This window comes from Actinophytocola gossypii (assembly GCF_025165815.1).
GTDB lineage: Bacteria > Actinomycetota > Actinomycetes > Mycobacteriales > Pseudonocardiaceae > Actinophytocola > Actinophytocola gossypii.
Map to the genome: position 1 here is coordinate 239,351 of NZ_JAFFZE010000022.1, position 17,721 is coordinate 257,071.

Consider the following 17,721-nt stretch of genomic DNA (forward strand, 5'->3'; position numbering starts at 1 on the left):
TGTACCCTCTCACCTGGGGTGATTAAGTTGTTTGTTCGGCACCACGGTTTTGGTCACGCTCCGGAGTCGCGGAGTGATGCAGACCACGGCGAGCACCACACGTTCGGGGACACTCGGTGCCGTTACTCCCCGGAGTCGACGTGTTCGTCCCACCACGCCGTCCACCGGTCTCGCAACTCGGCGAACCGGGCGTCGTCGAGGCCGTAGGTGGATAGCAGTGCCATCGCCACCCCGTTCGGCTTGCCGTCGACCGGGCCGTGGCTGGACAGCACCAGCAGCCCACCGCCCCAGGCGTCGACGGCGATGCCGAGCTGGTTCGCCGAGCGGTACCAGTGTTCGCCGGTCACGTGCTCGCCGAGCAGGTCCGTCGCGACCGGACCGGACAGCGGCAGTCCGAGGTCCTGCGCGAGCGACCGCCCGGACGGGTTGGCGCCGGTGAGGAACACCGTCCGCCGCGCCGCCCCCGGCCCGCGCTCCACGGCGAACCGCAGCTGGTGCAGGAAGGTGATCCAGCCCTCGGTGATCTCGCCGTAGTAGGCGTCCCAGTCCGGGTTCACGCCGCGCGGCGCCCGGGTCAGCGTGACGCGCGTGCCGTCGCCGTCCGGTTCGAGCCGGATCACGTCGCCGGCCTGAACGCTGAGGGTGCGGGCCGCCGGGTCCTCGTCGACCTCGGTGAAGTAGATCAGGTCGATCTCGTCGTCGAGGCCGTCGTAGTCCCACCCGTGCCAGTGGCGGATGGTGTCCTTGTCGCGCAGCGCCCGCCAGACGGTGTCGACGGGGGCCGCGACGGTGACCTCGATGCGCGGGGTGTCGTTCATGACCGGCCTTCCTGAGTTTCCACGGTTCCCGCGGGCGCGGGGTGGCCCGCGGCGACCATTCGGTACGGCCGGCCGTCCGGGCTGTCGTACCGGGCGACGACCTGCCGGATCGCGTCGGCCAGTTCGTCGGTGAACGAGTGCACGTCGCCCGGCTCGGCGAAGCGGACCTCGGTCTCGACGGTGAACGTGAGCAGCCGCTTGCCCTCCTCGGCCGCCCTGGCCTGCATGCGGGCGACGTCCCGGACGGTGCCGGCCGCCACCCCGACCAGGTGCTCGGCGGCGTACTGGTCGTGGATCCGGGTGAGTTCGGCGCCCAGCACGGCCGGGTCGACGACGAACGCGCCGGGCCGGGTGCGCAGGATCCGCTCGACGCAGCCGCGGCGCGGGCGTTCCTCGACGAGTTCGACCAGGCCGGCGTTCTCGAGCGCGCGCAGGTGGTAGTTGACGCGCTGCCTCGGCAGCTCCAGCGCGGCGGCGACCTGCGTGGCCGACGCCGGTTCGCGCAACTGGGCGAGCAGCCGACGGCGCAGCGGTGAGAGCGCGAGCCGGACCCGGTCCGGCTCGTCGACGTAGGTGATCCCGGTTGGCACGGAACCAGGATCTAATTGACAGGATTTTTTGTCAATAGACGCGCCAGCGCGCACCGAGCGAGCGGGAGTGCTTGGTCAGACGCCGGTGACCAGGGAGGGACGGGTCGCCAGCAGATGCGAGAAGCGGGCGGCGCCGGCTCGGGCGGCCCGTTCCAGGTGCCAGCGGCGGGCCTGGAAGGTCGCCGCGGGCACGGAGAACGCCACCGCGCCCATCACCCGGTTGCGGGTGTCCAGCACCGGCGCCGACAGGCACGCCAGCTCCGGCTGGAACTCCTCGATCTCCAGCGCCATACCGGCCCGGTCGACGTGGTCCAACTCGGTGTCCAGGTCGACGGCCCGGACGGTGGTGCGGTCGGTCAGCTTGGGCATCCCGGCCCCGGACAGGTAGTCCCGGCGCTGCCGCCTGGGCATCGACGCCAGTAGCACCTTGCCGAACGCGGTGGCGTGCGCGGCCTCGTGGAAGCCGAAGTCGAGCGGGGTCGCGCGCGGGTACTCGGCCGAGTCCGCCACCGCGGCGACGACGATGTCGGTCTCCCGGAACACCGTGTAGTACGCGGCCGCCTCCGCACGCCGGTGCAGGTGGTGCAGCTCGTCCTGCAGCTCCTGGCCGACGTCCAGCTCGGCGCACAGCCGCTGGTACAGGCTGCCGACCTTGTACCCAAGCCCGAAGCCGCGACCGTGCCCGAGCCGGATCAGGTAGCCCTCGTACACCAGCGTGTTCAGCAGGTGGTAGGTCGTCGACAGGTTGTACCCCGCGCGCCTGGCCACGGCCTTCGCGCTGATGCCGTCGCCCGCCGAGCCGACGATGTCCAGCACCCGCAGCGCCCGCTGCGCGGAGCCGATCAGCCCGCTGCTCTCCCGCGTCGCATCGGTCATGACAACCTCCACGGCCCGCCGCTCTGCCGACCCTCCGCCGACCCTACGTCAGAGCACGTCAGGACGACAGGTCCGACATCACCGCCTCCGGGTAGCGGGTGCGCAGCAGGCCCCGGCAGAGGCCGGCGTTGCCGTCGATGCTGACCCGGACCGCGCGGGCGAACCGCAGGCGCAGCGGGGCCTCGGCGGCGTCGATCGGGACCCCGTGGTCGTCCAGCAACAACGGCGAGGCCGGAGCGCGGGTCAGGCCCAGCTCCGCCCGCCGGCGCAACAGCGAGGTCAGCTCGGGTGACTCCGGCACCGCGCCCAACGGGAGGCCGACCGGGTCGACGCCGGCGGCGGCCAGCCTGGCCGCCAGCCGGTCCAGGCTCGCCAGGTACGCCTTGCGGCGGAACGTCGTCCGCAGCGCGTCCAGCTCCTCGGTCGCCTCGCCGGGGAACGAACCGGCGAAGCCCGCACCGCCCGCCACGCCCGCGTTGATCTCCTCGGCGGCGAAGTGGTCCTCCAGCCGCACGTCGACCGAGGACACCGAGGGCAGCGCCAGCACCGCGTCGTGCGCGTCGGCGACCATGAGGTAGGCGAAGTTCGGCGCGCAGAAGTACGTCGGCAACCGCAGCCGGACCTCGGCGTGGCCGTCGGCCAGCGTCGCCGACGACACGAAGCCCAGCTCGGTGATGGGCTGGTCCAACTCGGGGTCGAGTACGGTGCCGAGCGCTTCCCGGAGGCTCATGCCGGGACCTTCGGCGAGGAGCCGACCGCGCCGTCCGGCGCGGGGGCCGCGTCCAGCTCCGGCGGCACCTCGATGTCGTAGAGGCGGGCCGCGTTCAGGCCGAGGATCTTCTTCTTGACCTCGGTGGTGAGCGGCGGGTACTCGGTCATGTCCTCGGGGATCTGGAAGTCGACGAACCGCTCGACCAGCCACCTCGGCGTCCAGATCGCGTAGTCGCTGGCGAACGTGATCCGGTTCTCGTCGAGCCAGTACAGCAGCTCGCCGATGATCTGGGCGAAGTACCTCGGCCGGGAGTGGATGAACGGCAGCGCCACCGCGAGCCCGCCGTAGACGTTCGGCTCCTGGGTGGCGATCCAGCAGAAGTCCTCCAGCCTGGGCAGTCCGACGTGCTCGACGATGAACCGCAGGCCCGGGAAAGCCGACGCCACGTCGTCCACGTCGGCCACGTCGAACGCGTCCCGGTTCAGCGGGTAGATCGTCGGTCCCTTGTGGACGTGGATGTTGCGGATTCCCAGCTCCTGGCAGCGTTCCAGGTACCGGTAGGACCACGGGTCGGACAGCTTCCAGCCCTTGGAGTCGCCCTTCCACTCGGCGGTGTAGAGCTTGACGCCACGCAGGTTCCACCGCTGCGCCAACGCCTCCAGCCGGTCCAGCCCGGCCTCGCCGTCGCGCGGGTCGAACGAGCCGTTGACGATGAACCGGTCCGGGTACTTCTCCGCGAGCGCGCCGTCCTGCTCGGTGGTGTTGAAGCCGTCGACGAAGAAGTCGGTCAGGTAGGTCGGCTGGAAGATCGCCTTGTCGACGTAGCCGACCTCGAACAGGTCGTGCAGTACGCGTTCCTCGCTCTGCTGCCAGAAGTCCTGCAACGACCACAGCTCCGACTCCGGGGAGAGGTTGCGGTGGTAGTCGTAGAAGCAGTTGATGAAGCCCTCGCCGTAGCGGTTGGCCTGGTTGGACGGCCGCCCGTCCCAGTAGTGGACGTGGCTGTCGACGACGAAGTAGCGCTGTCCGTCCTTTTCGTACACCGTGCTCAGCTCCGTTCCGGAACGAGGATGCCGCGGCCGGTCAGGCGACCGTTGTCCAGGTCGTCCATGGCCTCGTCGACGGCGTCCAGCGGGTAGGTGGTGGTGTGCAGGCTGACCTTCCCCCGCGCGGCGAGGGTCATCAGCTCGTCGAGGTCGTTGTAGGAGCCGACCAGGTTGCCGATCACGTTGATCTCGCTGGAGATGATGTCGATGGTCGGGATCCGCACGCTGCCGCCGTACCCGATGACGAAGTACGAGCCGGCGCGACGCAGCATCGCCACGCCCTCGGCCTCGGTGCCGTTCTCGCCGACGAAGTCGAGCACCACGTGCGCGCCATCGCCGCCCGTCAGGTCGAGTACCGCGTCGACGTGCTTCCCGTCCGCCACCACGGTGTGTGCCGCGCCGTGACCTTTCGCCAGCTCAAGCGCGGCCGGCGACCGGTCGACCACGATCGTCTCCGCCGGGACCATCGCGGCCAGGCACTGCACGCCGATGTGCCCGAGCCCGCCCGCGCCGATCACCACGACCCGGGTGCCCGGGTACAGCAACGGCACGGCCTTGCGCACGGCGTGGTAGGCGGTGAGCCCGGCGTCGGCGAGCGCGGCGACGTCGGCCGGCCGCAGCGACGGGTCGAGCTTGACCACCGACCGGGCGTTGGTGAGCAGGAGCTCGGCCATTCCGCCGTCGGAGTCGATGCCGGGGAACCGGGAGTTCGCGCAGTGCACGTCGTCGCCGGCGCGGCAGGCCCGGCACAGTCCGCAGGTGGCCAGCGGGTGCAGGATCACCGGGTCACCGGGCGCGACGTTCGACACCGCGGCGCCGACCGCGCGCACCCAGCCCGCGTTCTCGTGGCCGATCGTGTACGGCAGCGTGACGCCGGACTTCTCCGCCCACTGCCCCTCCACGATGTGCAGGTCGGTGCGGCACAGCCCGGCGCCGCCGACCTCGACCAGCACGTCCCACGGGCCGGTGACCTCGGGCTCGGGCACCTGCTCCACGACCGGGCGCTTGTCGTACTCGTGCAGCCGTACGGCCTTCATCGCCACTCTCCTTCGAGTCGGTTCCCCGATCGTTGGCCGAGACTCGTCGAGGGGTCAACGCACCGGATTCCACCCAGGCGGAAATCGGGCCGTTATTTCACGGAGCCGGAAAACGGCGGGTACGGCAGAATCCGGCCCATGGACTGGCTCGATGTCCGCAAGCGGTTGCGCGACAACAGGTTCCGGCTCTCGGTCGAGGCCGCCGGGCGGTACCCGGACGTGCGTAGGCTCGCCGGGACTCCGCTGCTGACCAGGCCGGAGTGGGTGCCCGAGGAGCCGGTTCCGCTGGCCGACGTCGCGATCGCGCTCGGACCGGCACCGCCGCTGCCGGAGCTGCCCGGCCGCGGGTACGCCGCGCGGATGGCCGAGCTGGACCCGCCCGCGGTGTTCGAGGACCGGCCGACGTACCGGCTGCTGTCCGCGTCGCTGACCGGCGAGCCGCGGCTGGCGTTCGGTCCCGGAACGTACTTCGACCACATCGACACCGGCGAGGCGGCCGCGCACGAGTACGCCGCCGGTGGCCCGACTCCCCTGCGGGACGCGGTCGGCGACCCGTGCGACCTGACCAGGCGACCGGCGAACCTGGCGGTCAGCGTCGTGACGATCCGTGGTGGGCGGTTCTTCCTGCACTGGCGCGACCCGGCGCGGGTGGGGCACGCGGGTGGGCTGTACCAGGTGCTGCCGGTCGGCGTGTTCCAGGCGACCGGGCCGGGCCGGGACGACCAGGACTTCTCGCTGTGGCGGTGCGTCGTGCGCGAGTACGCCGAGGAGCTGCTCGGCGAGCCGGAACGATCCGACGTGGACTACGGGACGTGGCCGTTCGCGGTGGCGATGACCGACGCGCTGCGCGCGGGGCGGATCCGCGCCGAGTGCCTGGGGCTCGGCGTCGACCCGTTGACGTTCGCCACCGACCTGCTGGTCTCGGTCACCTTCGACGACGACGTGTTCGAGGACCTGCTGGGCGGCTGGGTGTCGCACAACGACGAGGGCGCGGTCACCGAGCACCCGTTCACGCCGGCGTCGGTCGACGGCCTACCGATGCAGGCCGCGGGCGCCGCCGCGGTCCGCCTCGCGCTCGCGGGGAGGTAGCGCCTCAGGCCGTGCGGGGGCGGCTCGGGTCGCGCGGCGCGGCTCAGGCCGTGCGGGGGCGGCTCGGATCGCGGGGTGGGCGGCGGTGCGGGTCCGCGCCCGGGCCGGCGACGGCGACCACGTCGGCCGCGGCCGGCTCGTGGCCGCAGTCGTCGCAGCGGGTGTGCACGTGGACCGGGCCGCCGCAGTCCTCGTGCTCGAACAGGATCGGCGGGCCCTGCGGCGCGACCCACCGGTCGCCCCACTCGGTCAGCGCGATGATCACCGTGGACAGCTCGCGACCCTTTCGGGTGAGCACGTACTCCCGGCCGTCGCGCCGCTCCATCAGGCCGTGGGCGACGAACCCGTCCAGGCGCTTGGCCAGGATGTTCGGCGCGACGCCGAGCCTGCGCTCGAAGTCGGAGAACCGGGTCATCCCGGCGAAGACCGCGTTGCGGATGATCAGCAGGCTCCAGCGTTCGCCGACCAGTTCCAGCGCCCGCGCCGCCGAGCAGTTCTCGTTCTCGTACGTCCGACCCAGCACGACGACGATGTTCCCTCTTCTACTTGTGTGATGCAAGCTCCTGTTCTACGGTTACTTGCATCACACAAGTCAGGGAGAGAATCATGAACCGACCGCGGATCGGCACCCGGGACGAGTGGCTCGACGCCCGCCGGGAGCTGCTGACCAGGGAGAAGGAGCTGACCAGGGCCATCGACGCGCTCAACGCCGACCGTCGGCGGCTGCCGATGGTGCGGGTCGAGCGGGACTACCGGTTCACCGGGCCGGACGGCGAGGTCGGACTGCTGGACCTGTTCGACGGACGCGGCCAGCTGGTGCTGCAGCACTTCATGTTCGACCCGTCCTGGGACGAGGGCTGCGGCAGCTGCACCGCGATGGCCGACGACCTCAGCGAGGGTGCCCGCGCCCACCTGGCCGCCCGCGACACCGCGTTCGCCGCCGTGTCCCGCGCGCCGTACCCGAAGCTGGCCGGCTACCGGGCGGCCAGGGGCTGGACCTTCCCCTGGTACTCCTCGTACGGCAGCGACTTCAACTACGACTTCCACGTCTCGCTGGACCCGGCGGTCACGCCGAACGCGTACAACTTCCGCAGCGGTGACGAGTTCGTCGCGGCCGGTGAGGAGTGGCTGGTGGACTACGTCGGCGAGCAGCCGGGGGTCAGCGCGTTCCTCCGGGACGGCGACGAGGTCTTCCACACCTACGCCACCTACGGCCGCGGCGTCGAGGTGATGATGCACGCGTACCGGCTGCTCGACATCACCGCGCTGGGCCGCCACGAGGAGTGGGAGGAGCCGAAGGGCCGGGGTGCGCATTCCGCCGACCCCGGCTTCACCGGCTAGCCCGGCCCGTTGTCCCTCCTGAGAGCTACCCGGATTGTTGTTCCCAGCGGGATTCCATGGCTGACCTGGATTCCTAATCTCTGTGTCGCACAAGGAATTCGTCACAGAGAGGTCGAGGGCAATGGTTCTGTCGAAGGAAGTCGGGCAGCTGCGCAGGTATCGGTTCCCCGTGCTGCTGGTCGCGTTCACCGTCGTGATGCTGGCGAACGCGGCCATCATGCAGCTGGTGTCGCCCGTCGTGCTGCTCGCCCTGCCGTTGGGGATCGGCTCCGTCATCGCTGTTCTGGCCGGTTACCGCAAGTTGTCGCGGGTCGTGGAGCGGCGGGCGGACATTCCCGAACTCGCCAGGGTGCGGGTGTGGTCCCAGCTGCGGCGGGGGGCGTTGCTCGGGTCCGGGCTGTTCGTCCTGCTGATCCTGCTGATCGGGATGTTCGGCGGCTGGCAGGACATGTCGTGGGGCTCGATCTGGGGCTGCCTCGGCACCGCCGGGATGGTGGCGAGCGTCGCGGTCACCGAGGAGGTGCTGTTCCGCGGTGTGCTGTTCCGGATCATGGAGGAACGCACCGGGACGATGACCGCGCTCGTGCTGTCGTCGCTGATCTTCGGTCTGACGCACTCGATCAACGCCGAGGCGACGCTCTGGGGCGTGCTGTCGATCGCGCTGACGGGCGGGATGCTGACGACCGCCGCCTACGTCGCGACCCGGTCGCTGTGGCTGTCGATCGGCCTGCACTTCGCCTGGAACTTCACCCACGCCGGCATCTTCGGCGTCGCGCTGTCCGGCTCGGCCGACGCGCCGGCCGGGCTGCTGCGGACGACGTTGTCCGGTCCGACCGTGCTGACCGGCGGCACCTTCGGACCCGAGGCGAGCCTGTTCGCGCTGCTGGTCTGCGTCGTGCCCACCGTCCTCCTGCTGCGCCGCGCCGCCCGCACCGGACGGATCCAGCGCCGTGTCCAAGCCCGGGCCTGACCAGTACGCTCGCGCGATGCTCTCGTGGTGGCAGCGACAGTCCCCGTCCATCAAGGACAGTGCGCTCGCGCTGGTTCTCACGGCCCTGGCGTTCGTACCGACCGTGTCGGCCATCGGCCCCCAGCTCGGCGACCTGCCGAAACGCCCGGTCGACGCGCTCGCGCTCGTGCTGGTCGTCGCGCAGGCCGCGCCGCTGGCGATCAGGCGACGCTCGCCGGTCGGCGCGCTGGCGGTCACCGGCGTCGCCTTCGCCCTGCACCAGTCGTTCGGCTACCCGGACACCGTCGCCGGCATCGGGTTCTACCTGGCGCTCTTCGCGGTCGGTGCGCACCAGGTCCGGTACCGCCGGGTCACGGCGGTGACCGCGACCGCGGGCTACACCGGGCTGGCGATCACGTTGCACCTGCTGGGTTCGCCCAGCCAGCTCCAAGTCTTCGTCGTCTTCTACCTGACTCTGGTGGTGATGTGGATGGCCGGGACCGCGATGCGCCGGTGGCGGGCCGAGGAGGCGGAGCACCGTCGGCTGAGTGTCGAGGTGGCGACCGCCGGCGAGCGGGCCCGGATCGCCCGGGACCTGCACGATGTGGTGACCCACCACGTGACCGCGATGGTCGTCCAGGCGGACGCGGCGCAGTTCCTGCTCGACGGGTCCCCGGAACACGTGGGGAAGGGGCTCCACGCCATCAGCGACACGGGCCGCCGGGCGTTGACGGAACTGCGGCACCTGCTCGGCGTGCTCGAGGCGACGGGTGACTCGGCGAGGGCCGACCGGTCGCCGACCCTCGGCCGGGTCAGTGACCTCGTCGAGCAGGCCCGGTTGTCCGGTCAGCCGGTCGAGCTGAACAGGCGGGGCGACCAGCGTGAACACGCCGTCGACATCGAGCTGGCGGCGTACCGGGTGGTGCAGGAGGCGCTGACCAACGCGATGAAGTACGCGACGGGACACCTGACCCGGGTCGAGATCGACGATCACGACGACCGGATCGAGATCGAGGTGACGACGGACGGGACCACCGCTGGCACGCCCGCGGTCGGGTCGGGTGGGCGCGGCCTGAGTGGGCTGCGGGAGCGGGTACGGATGCTCGATGGTGAACTGGTGGCCGCGGCCCGGCCCGAAGGCGGGTTCCGGGTGCACGCGCTCATCCCCTCACGGAGGTAGGCATGACTGTCCGGGTGCTGGTGTGCGAGGACCAGGAACTGGTGCGCGCCGGGTACACCACGATCTTCTCGGCGCAACCGGACATGGAGGTCGTCGGCGAGGCCGCGGACGGCAGGCAGGCCGTCGAGGAGGCGCTGCGGTTGCGCCCGGACGTCGTGGTGATGGACATTCGCATGCCCATCGTCGACGGTATCGAGGCCACTCGCCGGCTGGCCGGGCCAGGCGTGGACAACCCGGCGAAGGTGTTGGTGGTCACCACCTTCAACGTCGACGAGTACGTCTACGAGGCGCTCAAGGCCGGGGCCAGCGGGTTTCTGCTCAAGGACTCGGCCCCGGCGGAACTGGTCAAGGGCGTGCGTACCGTCGCCGCCGGGGAATCGCTGGTGGCCCCGGCCGTCACCCGTACCCTGATCGGCCACTTCGCCGAGCGCCTGCGACCCACCGACACCACCCACCCGGCCCGGGACCACGTCCGGCAGACCCTCGCTCGCCGGGAACTCGAAGTGCTCGAGCAGATCGCCGAGGGCCTGTCGAACGCGGAGATCGCCGAGGAGCTGCACATCACCACGGAAACCGTGAAGACCTACGTCTCCCGGATCCTGACCAAGCTCGACCTGCGTGACCGCGTGCAGGCGGTTGTCCTCGCCTACCGGGTAGGACTGGTCAGCGTCGGGCAGGAGTGAACAGCGCGCCGAGGAACTCGACCAGCAGGCGTTCCCGCAGGCGCGGCGGGGCCACCGCGAGCATCGCGTTCACCTCGGCCATGCGTCTCGGGGTGGACACGCCGTCCAGGCCGGCGGCGGTGAGCAGGCCGGCGAACTGGTCCGGGGTCAACGTGTCCGGGTCCAGGGCGGTGATCGCGGTGACCAGTTCGGGCGCCAGGCGGATCGGGCCGGCGGCGCGGGCGGCGGCGACCGCGGCGGTGAGGTCGGCCAGGAGCTCCGGTTCGCCGCCGTGGTTGGCGGCGGTGACGGTCAGGTGCAGGTTCGGCGGGGACGCGACGAAGCCGAACTGGGGTTGCAGGTACCAGCCGCGCTCGGTCATCTCGTCGGCGACGGTGAACACGTCCAAGTCGTCGTCGGCGGCGGTGACCGCCAGGAGCGTGGCCTCCGGGTCGCCGAGGACGCGCAGGCCGGGGATGTCCTCGATGCCGGCGCGGAGGGTGCGGACGGCGGCCAGGGTGCGCTCGGCGAGGCGCGCGTAGCCGTCGTCGCCGAGGTGGCGCAGGACCGCCCACGCCGCGGCGAGCGGGCCGCCGGAGCGCGTCGACTGGAGCGTCGAGTTGAGCATCGTGTAGCCGGGCCAGGCGGCGCTGGCGAAGAACTGCGGGCGGCGCACGTCGGCCGACGCGTGCAGCAGGACCGACGTCCCCTTCGGACAGTACGCGTACTTGTGCAGGTCCACCGACAGGCTGGTCACGCCGGGTACCGCGAGGTCGAAGTCCGGTAAGGACACCCCGAGGCGGCGGAAGTGGGGCAGGATCCAGCCGCCGATGCAGGCGTCCACATGGCACCGGACGCCGCGTTCGGCGGCCGCGGCGGCGATCGGCGGCACCGGGTCGACGACGCCGTGCGCGTAGGACGGGGCGCTGACCACCACCAGCACCGTCGAGTCGTCGATCGCGGCGGTCATCGCGGCCGGGTCGGCGCGGAAGGTCGACGGGTCGACGGGCACCGTGACCGGCTCGACGCCGAAGTAGTGCGCGGCCTTGTGGAACGCGGCGTGCGCGGTGTCCGCCAGGACCATTCTGGGACGCGGGAGGTCGGGGCGGGCGTCGCGGGCGGCCTGCACGGCCAGCAGGCAGCTCTCCGTGCCACCGGAGGTCACGGTGCCCACAGTGGACGGACCGCCGCCGAGCAGGGCGGCCGCCGTCGCCACGACCTCGTTCTCCATCCGCAGCAGGCTGGGGAACGCGGTCGGGTCCAGACCGTTGGCGGAGCTGGCCAGCGCGTGCGCGTCGGCCGCCAGTTCGTCCACACCGGACAGTCCGCTGTCGTACACGTACGCGAGCGTGCGGCCGCCGTGGGTCGGCAGGTCGCCGGCACGCATGGCGCGCAGCTCGTCGAGTACCTCGTCGGCCGGGATCATGGCCGTACCTCCAGGATCGTCCGCCGCAGCAGCGGCAGGCCGGCCAGCGCGAACAGGGCGGGCACCAGCCCGATGCCGAGGACCACGGCGGTGACCGCGCCGGCCGGCTGCGTCACGTCCTCCCCCGCCGACGACGACACGTACCCGCCGAGCGCGAGCACCAGCCCGTACAGCGCGGGCCCGAGCGCGAGCCCGAGCGTCTCCCCCGCGGTCCACACGCCGGCGAACAGGCCCGCCCGGACCTGCCCGGTGCGCAGCTCCTCGGTGCTGATCACGTCCGGCAGCATGGCCAGCGGGAACACCTGGATGCCCGCGTACCCGACGCCGACCACGGCCGCGCAGGCGATCACCGCGCCGACCGGCAGCACCCGGGTGCCGAGCAGGCCGAGGGTGCCGGCGGCGAACACGAGCGTGGCCAGCACGTACCCGAGCCGTTTGCCGTACCGGGCGGCGACCCGCTGCCAGGCGGGCATGACCAGCAGCGCGGGCCCGACGAACGCGACGAACAGCAGCGGCTGCACGGACCGGTCGCCGATCGCGACCCGCGCCAGGTAGTCGACGCCGGCGAGCAGCACGCCGATGCCGGCCGCCTGCACCACGAACGCGGCGAGCAGCCAGCGGAACGCCCGGCAGTCCCGGATCGCGGCCAGCACCTCGCGCCAGCTCGACACCGACGGCAGCGTCCGCGCCCGCGGCACCCGGGCGGTGCCGAGGAACACCCCGACCGCGCCGACCACGATCAGCACGGCGACCGCGACGCCCATGACCCGGTAGCCGTCGATGCCGCCGACCGCGTCCCGGACCGCGGGCGCGCCGGCGCCGCAGACCAGGATCGCGACGGCCAGCACCGCGATCCGCCACGCGGTGAGCCTGGTGCGCTCGGCCGGGTCGTCGGTGAGCTCGGCGGGCAGCGCGTTGTACGGCACCTGGAAGAACGCGAACGCGGTGGCGCACAGCAGGAACACCCCGGCGACGTACAGCGCGTCGACGGTCGCCGAGCCGGTGTCCGGCCCGGCGAACAGGGCGGCGAAGGTGACGGCCAGCGCGATCCCGCCGGCGATCAGGTACGGCCGGCGCGGGCCGAGCCGCCCGGTGGTGCGGTCGCTGATCCGCCCGGCGACCGGGTTGAACAGCACGTCCCACGCCTTGGGCAGCAGCACGAGCAGCCCGGCGACCGACGCGGACACCCCGAGCGTGTCGGTCAGGTACGGCAGCAGCAACAGCCCCGGCACCGTCCCGAACGCGCCGGTCGACAGCGACCCGAGGGCGTAGCCGAACCGGGTACGGACCGGGAGCCGCACCCCAACCGAAACGTGAGCGGGTTTCACCATTTGCGTGGTGACCTTACCCGATGCGCTCCTCCCAGGAGAGCACCAACCGCACGCAGCGCTTGTCGAGGACGTACTCGCCGTCGACCGGGGTGCCCGGCGGGTGGGCGTCGATGCGCAGGCCGGCGGAGCCGGGGCGGCCGGCGTCCTGCCAGGCGGTGATGTGCGCGGCCAGGTCGGCGGCGGGCTGCTCGGCGCCGACGACCACCAGCTCGCCGCCGTCCACGTGCACGGTGGCGAGCCCGAAGTCGTCGAGCAGGCCGGTGGTGGCCCGGCCCTCGGGCGCGTGCAGGGGCGCGTCGGACAGCCGGGTGCCCCGGTCGGACTCGGACAGCGCGAACCAGCGCGGCTCACGCACGGCGAGCCACAGCGAGAGCCCGTCGAGCAGCTCGAACTCGTCCGGCACCACGCCGGTGCGCACCCGGGTCTCCTGGTCATCCAGGGCGTCGAGCACCGCGTCGGTGTCCAGTTCGCGGGCCTCGGGCAGGGTGAGCACGAGCCCGGTCTCCTGTTCGAGCACGTACACCCGTTCCGGGCCGGTGAGCGCGCCGCGCATCCGCATGAACCCGCACGGGCGGGCGGACCGGCTGGTCCAGTGGTCGCCCGCGCGCTCGAACGCCACCGAACGCTGCACCCCGCGCAGGTCGAGCGGGACGACGATCCGGCCGTCCGGCGCGAGTTGCTCCAGCCAGGCCGGCGCGAGGTCCCAGACCCCGACGGTCGCGATGATCCGGTCGTACGGGGCCTTGTCCGGGTGACCGAGGGCGCCGTCGGCGTTGAGCACGGTGACACCGGCGCAGCCCGCCGCCGACAGGTTCTCCTCCGCCCGGTCGACCACGTCGGCGTCGAGGTCGATGCTGGTCACCCGGCCACGGGAGCCGACGATCGTGGCGAGCAGCGCGGCGTTGAACCCGGTGCCGGCGCCGATCTCGAGCACCCGGTGCCCGCGCCCGGCACCGAGCTGGTCGAGCATGATCGCCATGATCGTCGGCTGGGACGAGGAGCTGGTCGGCTGGCCCTGCTGGTCCCGCTTGGTGACGATGGCCTCGTCGCGGTAGGCGGCGTCCGGCCGCAGGTCCGGCAGGAAGATGTGCCTCGGCACGGTGCGCAGGGCCTCGGCCACCAGCGCGTCGGTGGCCCCGCCGCGCTCCCGCACGTGCCTGAGCAGCTGCTCGCGCAGACCGTTCAGCTCCCCGCCCAACGACGCCTCCAAGTCCGATGCTCGGCGAGATCGTAACGGCTGGGGCTGACGGTCTACATGGACCGTTGGTAGGCGCGGAACGCCCTGGTCGCGAGCCAGATCGCGGCCAGTGCGACGGCCGCGAGCCCGCCCAGCCGGAGCAGCACCGCGCCCCAGTCCGGGTCCGCCGACAGCGCCTCCCGGCTGGCGACCACGGTCCAGTCGACCGGGTTGTAGGCCGACACCGTCCGGATCCACTCCGGCGCGACCTCGCGGGCGATCATCGCCGAGGACAGGAACGACAGCGGCAGGGTCAGCATCGTGGAGAACCCGATCAGCGACTCCGAGGTGCGCACGATCAGCGCCATCCCGTTGGACAGCGACGCGAACGCCGCGGTCAGCAGGATCGAGGCCAGCAGCATCACCAGCACGCCGAGCACCCCGCCGCCGAACGAGGCCCCGAGCAGCAGCGCGACGACCACCACGATCGCGGCCTGCACGACGACCGTGACGCCCTGGTTCGCCACCGACGCCACCATCAGCGCCATCCGGTTGACCGGCGAGGACAGCATCCGGTCCATCACCCCGCGTTCCATGTCGTCGATGAACGCCATGCCGGCCCACCCGCTGGAGAACAGCACCGTCATCACGACCACGCCAGGGGTCAGGAACTCCAGGTAGGACCCGGTGGCGAAGCCGGGGATCTCCACCACCCGCTTGAACAGCTGGCCGAACAGCAGCAGCCAGATCATCGGCTGCACCAGGTTGATCGCCACGAACGCCGGCTGGCGTGCGGTGAAGCGCAGCAGCCGCCCGGTGAGGAACGCCGAGTGCGGAACGAGGGTCGCCATCAGGCCGGCACCTCCTCGGCGGCCGCGAACGAGCGCCCGGTGTGCCGCAGGTAGACGTCGTCGAGCGCGGGCCGGGCCACGGTCACCGCGGCCACCGCCACCGACTCCCGTTCCAGTGCGGCGAGCACCGAGGGCACCGCGCTCGCGCCGTGGTCGACGCGGCTGCGGATCGTCCGGCCGGCCAGGGTGACCTCGCGGGTGCCGGGGATCGCGCCGATCGCCTTGCCGGCCAGTTCGAGGTCGGCGTCCGGGGCCAGCTCGACCACGACGGCGTCGCCGCGCAGCTCGCTCTTGAGCCGCTCCGGCGTGCCGCTCGCGACCGCCTGGCCGCGGTCGACGATCAGCAGCTCGCCGGCGAGCTGGTCGGCCTCCTCCAGGTAGTGCGTGGTGAGCAGGACCGTCAGCCGCTCCTGGCCGGCCAGCCGGGCGATCTCCGCCCACATGTCCGCCCGGGCCTGCGGGTCCAGGCCGGTCGTCGGCTCGTCGAGGAACAGCACCGACGGCCGGTGCACGAGCCCCATCGCGACGTCCAGCTTCCGCCGCATGCCGCCGGAGTAGGTGCGCACCAGGCGGTTCGCGGCCCCGGTCAGGCCGAACCGCGCCAGCAGCTCGTCCACCCTGGACCGGACCGCCCGCCCGCGCAGGCCGTGGACGCGGCCGGCCAGCAGCAGGTTCTCCCGGCCGGTGGCCACCGGGTCGCAGCCGGAGCCCTGGGTCACCACGCCGATCGCGCGGCGGACGGCGTCGGGCTCGCGCCGCACGTCGTGGCCGGCGACGGTGGCGGTGCCGCCGTCCGCGGCGGACAGCGTGGTGAGGATCTTGATGGTGGTCGACTTGCCGGCACCGTTCGGGCCGAGCAGGCCGAACACGGTGCCCGCCGGCACGGTGAAGCTCAGCCCGGCGAGCGCGGTGACCTCGCCGTACCGCTTGACGAGCGCGTCGGCACGGATCATGGATGGAACCTCCCTGGTCGTCCCAGGTCGGTCCGTGCGCGGCCCGCTATCGTGGAACTGCGAGCCTGGGTGCGAGCCGGCACGGATCGATCCCGGGTTTCTGGTCGCTGGCCGGGTGTTGCCGCACCCGGCCAGCGCGCTACTTCACACTTCTCAGGTGCGCGACGGCGCGCTCCCAGTCGGCCTCGACGGGCATGTCGCCCTGCTCGTGGGCGTGCCGCCAGACGTCGACGCCCTCCAGCGTGCCGTTCTCGATCCGCTCGATGGTCTGTTCGACGAACCGCAGCTCCGCCTCGCGCAGCACCTTCACGTAGTCGGCCTCGATCGCGAAGAGGTACGGCATGCCCTGCTTGGTCATCTCCTCCATCACCGCGGCCAGGCTGACCACCTCGGTGGACAACCGGACCCGCCGGGTCTCCAACAGCCGGACCACCTCGTCCGGCGGCAGCGACGGCACCAGCGACAACGCCGCCTCGAACCGGGTGTACTCCTTGACCGGCACGGAGAGCAGCTCGCTCTCCCAGTCGACGAACTCGTCGCGGCCGGCGTCGGTGATGGCGTAGACCGTGCGCTCCGGACGGCGGCCCTCCCGGACGGTTTCCTGCACCTCGATCAGCTCGTGCCGCCGCAGCGACTCGACCACCGAGTAGAGCGAGCCGTAGTTGAGCTTGATGCTCTCCTCCTTGGCCCGTTCCCGCAGCGTGCTGGACATCTCGTAGGGGTGCATCGGCTTCTCGGTGAGCAGCGCGAGCACCGCGAGGGCCAGCGGGTTCGAGACCTTGCGCTTCCGCATGCGGATGATCGTAGCGCAAATATCCGAGTTCGAGTACCCGGGATCGAGCACTGTTGAAATGGAGGCATGAGTGAGCCTGTCGAGTACCGCCAGCACCGCTTCGCGCTTCCGCCCGGCGCGACCGAGATCCTCCTGGTCCGCCACGGCGAGTCCGCCCCGGCACGCGATGGCCACCCGTTCCCGCTGGTCGACGGCCACGGCGACCCGCCGCTGGCACCCGAGGGCGAGCGCGAGGCCGAACTGGTCGGGGACCGGCTCGCCGTCGAGCGGATCGACGCGCTGTACGTGACCAGCCTGCGCCGCACCCACCAGACGGCGGCCCCGCTGGCCAAGCGGCTCGACCTGACCCCGCGCGTCGAGGCCGACCTGCGGGAGGTGCGGCTCGGCGAGTGGGAGGGCGGCCTGTTCCGGATCCGGGTGTCGCAGCGGCACGAGTACGCGCTGCGGATGTGGGAGACCCAGCGCTGGGACGCGATCCCCGGCGCGGAGTCCACCGAGGACCTGGCGGCCCGGGTCCGCGCGGCGATCGACCGGATCGCGGCGGCGCACCCGGACGGGCACGTGGCCGCGTTCACCCACGGCGGCGTGATCGGCCAGATCGTGGCGATGGCGACCGGATCGGAGCCGTTCGCGTTCATCGACGCCGACAACGCCTCGATCACCCAGCTCGTGGTCACCCCGGAACGCTGGATCGTCCGCCGGTTCAACGACACCGCGCACCTGCACCCGGCGTTCAGCATCCGCCCGGAGCCGCTGATCTAGGTGTGATGTTCAGGGACGTTGTTCGGGTTGAGGGTGTGACGGCCTGTCGTGCAGACAGGTGAAGGCCTCTGGTTGTGAAGTGGAGCTGTCGAGGAACCGCTTCACGAACCGGAGGCCTTCGTGTCCCA

Annotated in this window: 19 protein-coding genes; 6 read left to right on the top strand and 13 right to left on the bottom strand. The window is 71.9% G+C overall.

Features of this window, described 5'->3' with window-relative positions; translation table 11 throughout:
- Positions 1-122: 122 nt before the first annotated feature.
- From JT362_RS28080 to JT362_RS28105, 6 genes are all read right to left on the bottom strand, one after another.
- The gene (locus JT362_RS28080; RefSeq protein ID WP_260194823.1) at positions 123-818 is read right to left on the bottom strand and encodes an SRPBCC family protein; all 696 of its coding nucleotides are present in this window, start codon (positions 816-818) and stop codon (positions 123-125) included.
- Complete coding sequence (locus tag JT362_RS28085; RefSeq protein WP_260194824.1) at positions 815-1,408, bottom strand: winged helix-turn-helix domain-containing protein; 594 nt, start codon at positions 1,406-1,408, stop codon at positions 815-817. The genes JT362_RS28080 and JT362_RS28085 overlap by 4 nt, the downstream gene beginning before the upstream one ends.
- 75 nt (positions 1,409-1,483) lie before the next feature.
- Positions 1,484-2,284, bottom strand: a complete 801-nt coding sequence (locus tag JT362_RS28090; RefSeq protein ID WP_260194825.1) for an IclR family transcriptional regulator — start codon at positions 2,282-2,284, stop codon at positions 1,484-1,486.
- A 58-nt stretch (positions 2,285-2,342) separates the two neighbouring features.
- Positions 2,343-3,014, bottom strand: coding sequence for an iron-sulfur cluster assembly protein (locus tag JT362_RS28095; protein WP_260194826.1), 672 nt, complete (start codon positions 3,012-3,014; stop codon positions 2,343-2,345).
- Complete coding sequence (locus JT362_RS28100; protein ID WP_260194827.1) at positions 3,011-4,039, bottom strand: amidohydrolase family protein; 1,029 nt, start codon at positions 4,037-4,039, stop codon at positions 3,011-3,013. The genes JT362_RS28095 and JT362_RS28100 overlap by 4 nt, the downstream gene beginning before the upstream one ends.
- A gap of 5 nt (positions 4,040-4,044) precedes the next feature.
- Entirely contained in the window at positions 4,045-5,079 is a 1,035-nt protein-coding gene (locus JT362_RS28105) for an NAD(P)-dependent alcohol dehydrogenase (RefSeq protein ID WP_260194828.1), read from the bottom strand.
- 138 nt (positions 5,080-5,217) lie between these two features.
- Here JT362_RS28105 and JT362_RS28110 point away from each other — a divergent pair, with 138 nt between their 5' ends.
- Positions 5,218-6,168, top strand: coding sequence for a hypothetical protein (locus tag JT362_RS28110; protein WP_260194829.1), 951 nt, complete (start codon positions 5,218-5,220; stop codon positions 6,166-6,168).
- Positions 6,169-6,211: 43 nt separating this feature from the next.
- Here the strand turns inward: JT362_RS28110 and JT362_RS28115 are convergent, their stop codons facing one another.
- The gene (locus JT362_RS28115; RefSeq protein WP_260194830.1) at positions 6,212-6,691 is read right to left on the bottom strand and encodes a winged helix-turn-helix transcriptional regulator; all 480 of its coding nucleotides are present in this window, start codon (positions 6,689-6,691) and stop codon (positions 6,212-6,214) included.
- 83 nt (positions 6,692-6,774) lie between these two features.
- Here JT362_RS28115 and JT362_RS28120 point away from each other — a divergent pair, with 83 nt between their 5' ends.
- The 4 genes from JT362_RS28120 (at position 6,775) to JT362_RS28135 (ending at position 10,321) form a co-directional block, all read left to right on the top strand.
- Positions 6,775-7,509, top strand: coding sequence for a DUF899 domain-containing protein (locus tag JT362_RS28120; RefSeq protein ID WP_260194831.1), 735 nt, complete (start codon positions 6,775-6,777; stop codon positions 7,507-7,509).
- Between the two features lie 121 nt (positions 7,510-7,630).
- The gene (locus tag JT362_RS28125; RefSeq protein ID WP_260194832.1) at positions 7,631-8,479 is read left to right on the top strand and encodes a CPBP family intramembrane glutamic endopeptidase; all 849 of its coding nucleotides are present in this window, start codon (positions 7,631-7,633) and stop codon (positions 8,477-8,479) included.
- Positions 8,480-8,495: 16 nt separating this feature from the next.
- Positions 8,496-9,638: a sensor histidine kinase gene (locus tag JT362_RS28130; protein WP_260194833.1), complete on the top strand. Its 1,143-nt coding sequence runs from the start codon at positions 8,496-8,498 to the stop codon at positions 9,636-9,638.
- A 2-nt stretch (positions 9,639-9,640) separates the two neighbouring features.
- The gene (locus tag JT362_RS28135) at positions 9,641-10,321 is read left to right on the top strand and encodes a response regulator (protein WP_260194834.1); all 681 of its coding nucleotides are present in this window, start codon (positions 9,641-9,643) and stop codon (positions 10,319-10,321) included.
- Here JT362_RS28135 and JT362_RS28140 read toward each other — a convergent pair.
- The 6 genes from JT362_RS28140 to JT362_RS28165 all read right to left on the bottom strand — a co-directional run bounded on the left by JT362_RS28140 (position 10,302) and on the right by JT362_RS28165 (position 16,831).
- Positions 10,302-11,726 (bottom strand): pyridoxal phosphate-dependent decarboxylase family protein, encoded by a 1,425-nt coding sequence (locus tag JT362_RS28140; protein ID WP_260194835.1) that lies wholly within the window; start codon positions 11,724-11,726, stop codon positions 10,302-10,304. The genes JT362_RS28135 and JT362_RS28140 overlap by 20 nt on opposite strands.
- On the bottom strand, positions 11,723-13,027 hold the full coding sequence (locus tag JT362_RS28145; RefSeq protein WP_260194836.1) for an MFS transporter: 1,305 nt from the start codon (positions 13,025-13,027) through the stop codon (positions 11,723-11,725). Before JT362_RS28145 ends, JT362_RS28140 begins: the two co-directional genes overlap by 4 nt.
- 43 nt (positions 13,028-13,070) lie before the next feature.
- Complete coding sequence (gene fxlM, locus JT362_RS28150; RefSeq protein ID WP_260194837.1) at positions 13,071-14,255, bottom strand: methyltransferase, FxLD system; 1,185 nt, start codon at positions 14,253-14,255, stop codon at positions 13,071-13,073.
- A gap of 53 nt (positions 14,256-14,308) precedes the next feature.
- A complete protein-coding gene (locus JT362_RS28155) occupies positions 14,309-15,085 on the bottom strand; it encodes an ABC transporter permease (RefSeq protein ID WP_260194838.1) in 777 nt (258 codons plus the stop codon).
- A complete protein-coding gene (locus JT362_RS28160) occupies positions 15,085-16,038 on the bottom strand; it encodes an ABC transporter ATP-binding protein (protein WP_260194839.1) in 954 nt (317 codons plus the stop codon). Before JT362_RS28160 ends, JT362_RS28155 begins: the two co-directional genes overlap by 1 nt.
- A 139-nt stretch (positions 16,039-16,177) precedes the next feature.
- A complete protein-coding gene (locus JT362_RS28165; protein WP_260194840.1) occupies positions 16,178-16,831 on the bottom strand; it encodes a PadR family transcriptional regulator in 654 nt (217 codons plus the stop codon).
- A 66-nt stretch (positions 16,832-16,897) separates the two neighbouring features.
- Here JT362_RS28165 and JT362_RS28170 point away from each other — a divergent pair, with 66 nt between their 5' ends.
- A complete protein-coding gene (locus JT362_RS28170; RefSeq protein ID WP_260194841.1) occupies positions 16,898-17,593 on the top strand; it encodes a histidine phosphatase family protein in 696 nt (231 codons plus the stop codon).
- The last annotated feature ends 128 nt before the right edge of the window (positions 17,594-17,721 follow it).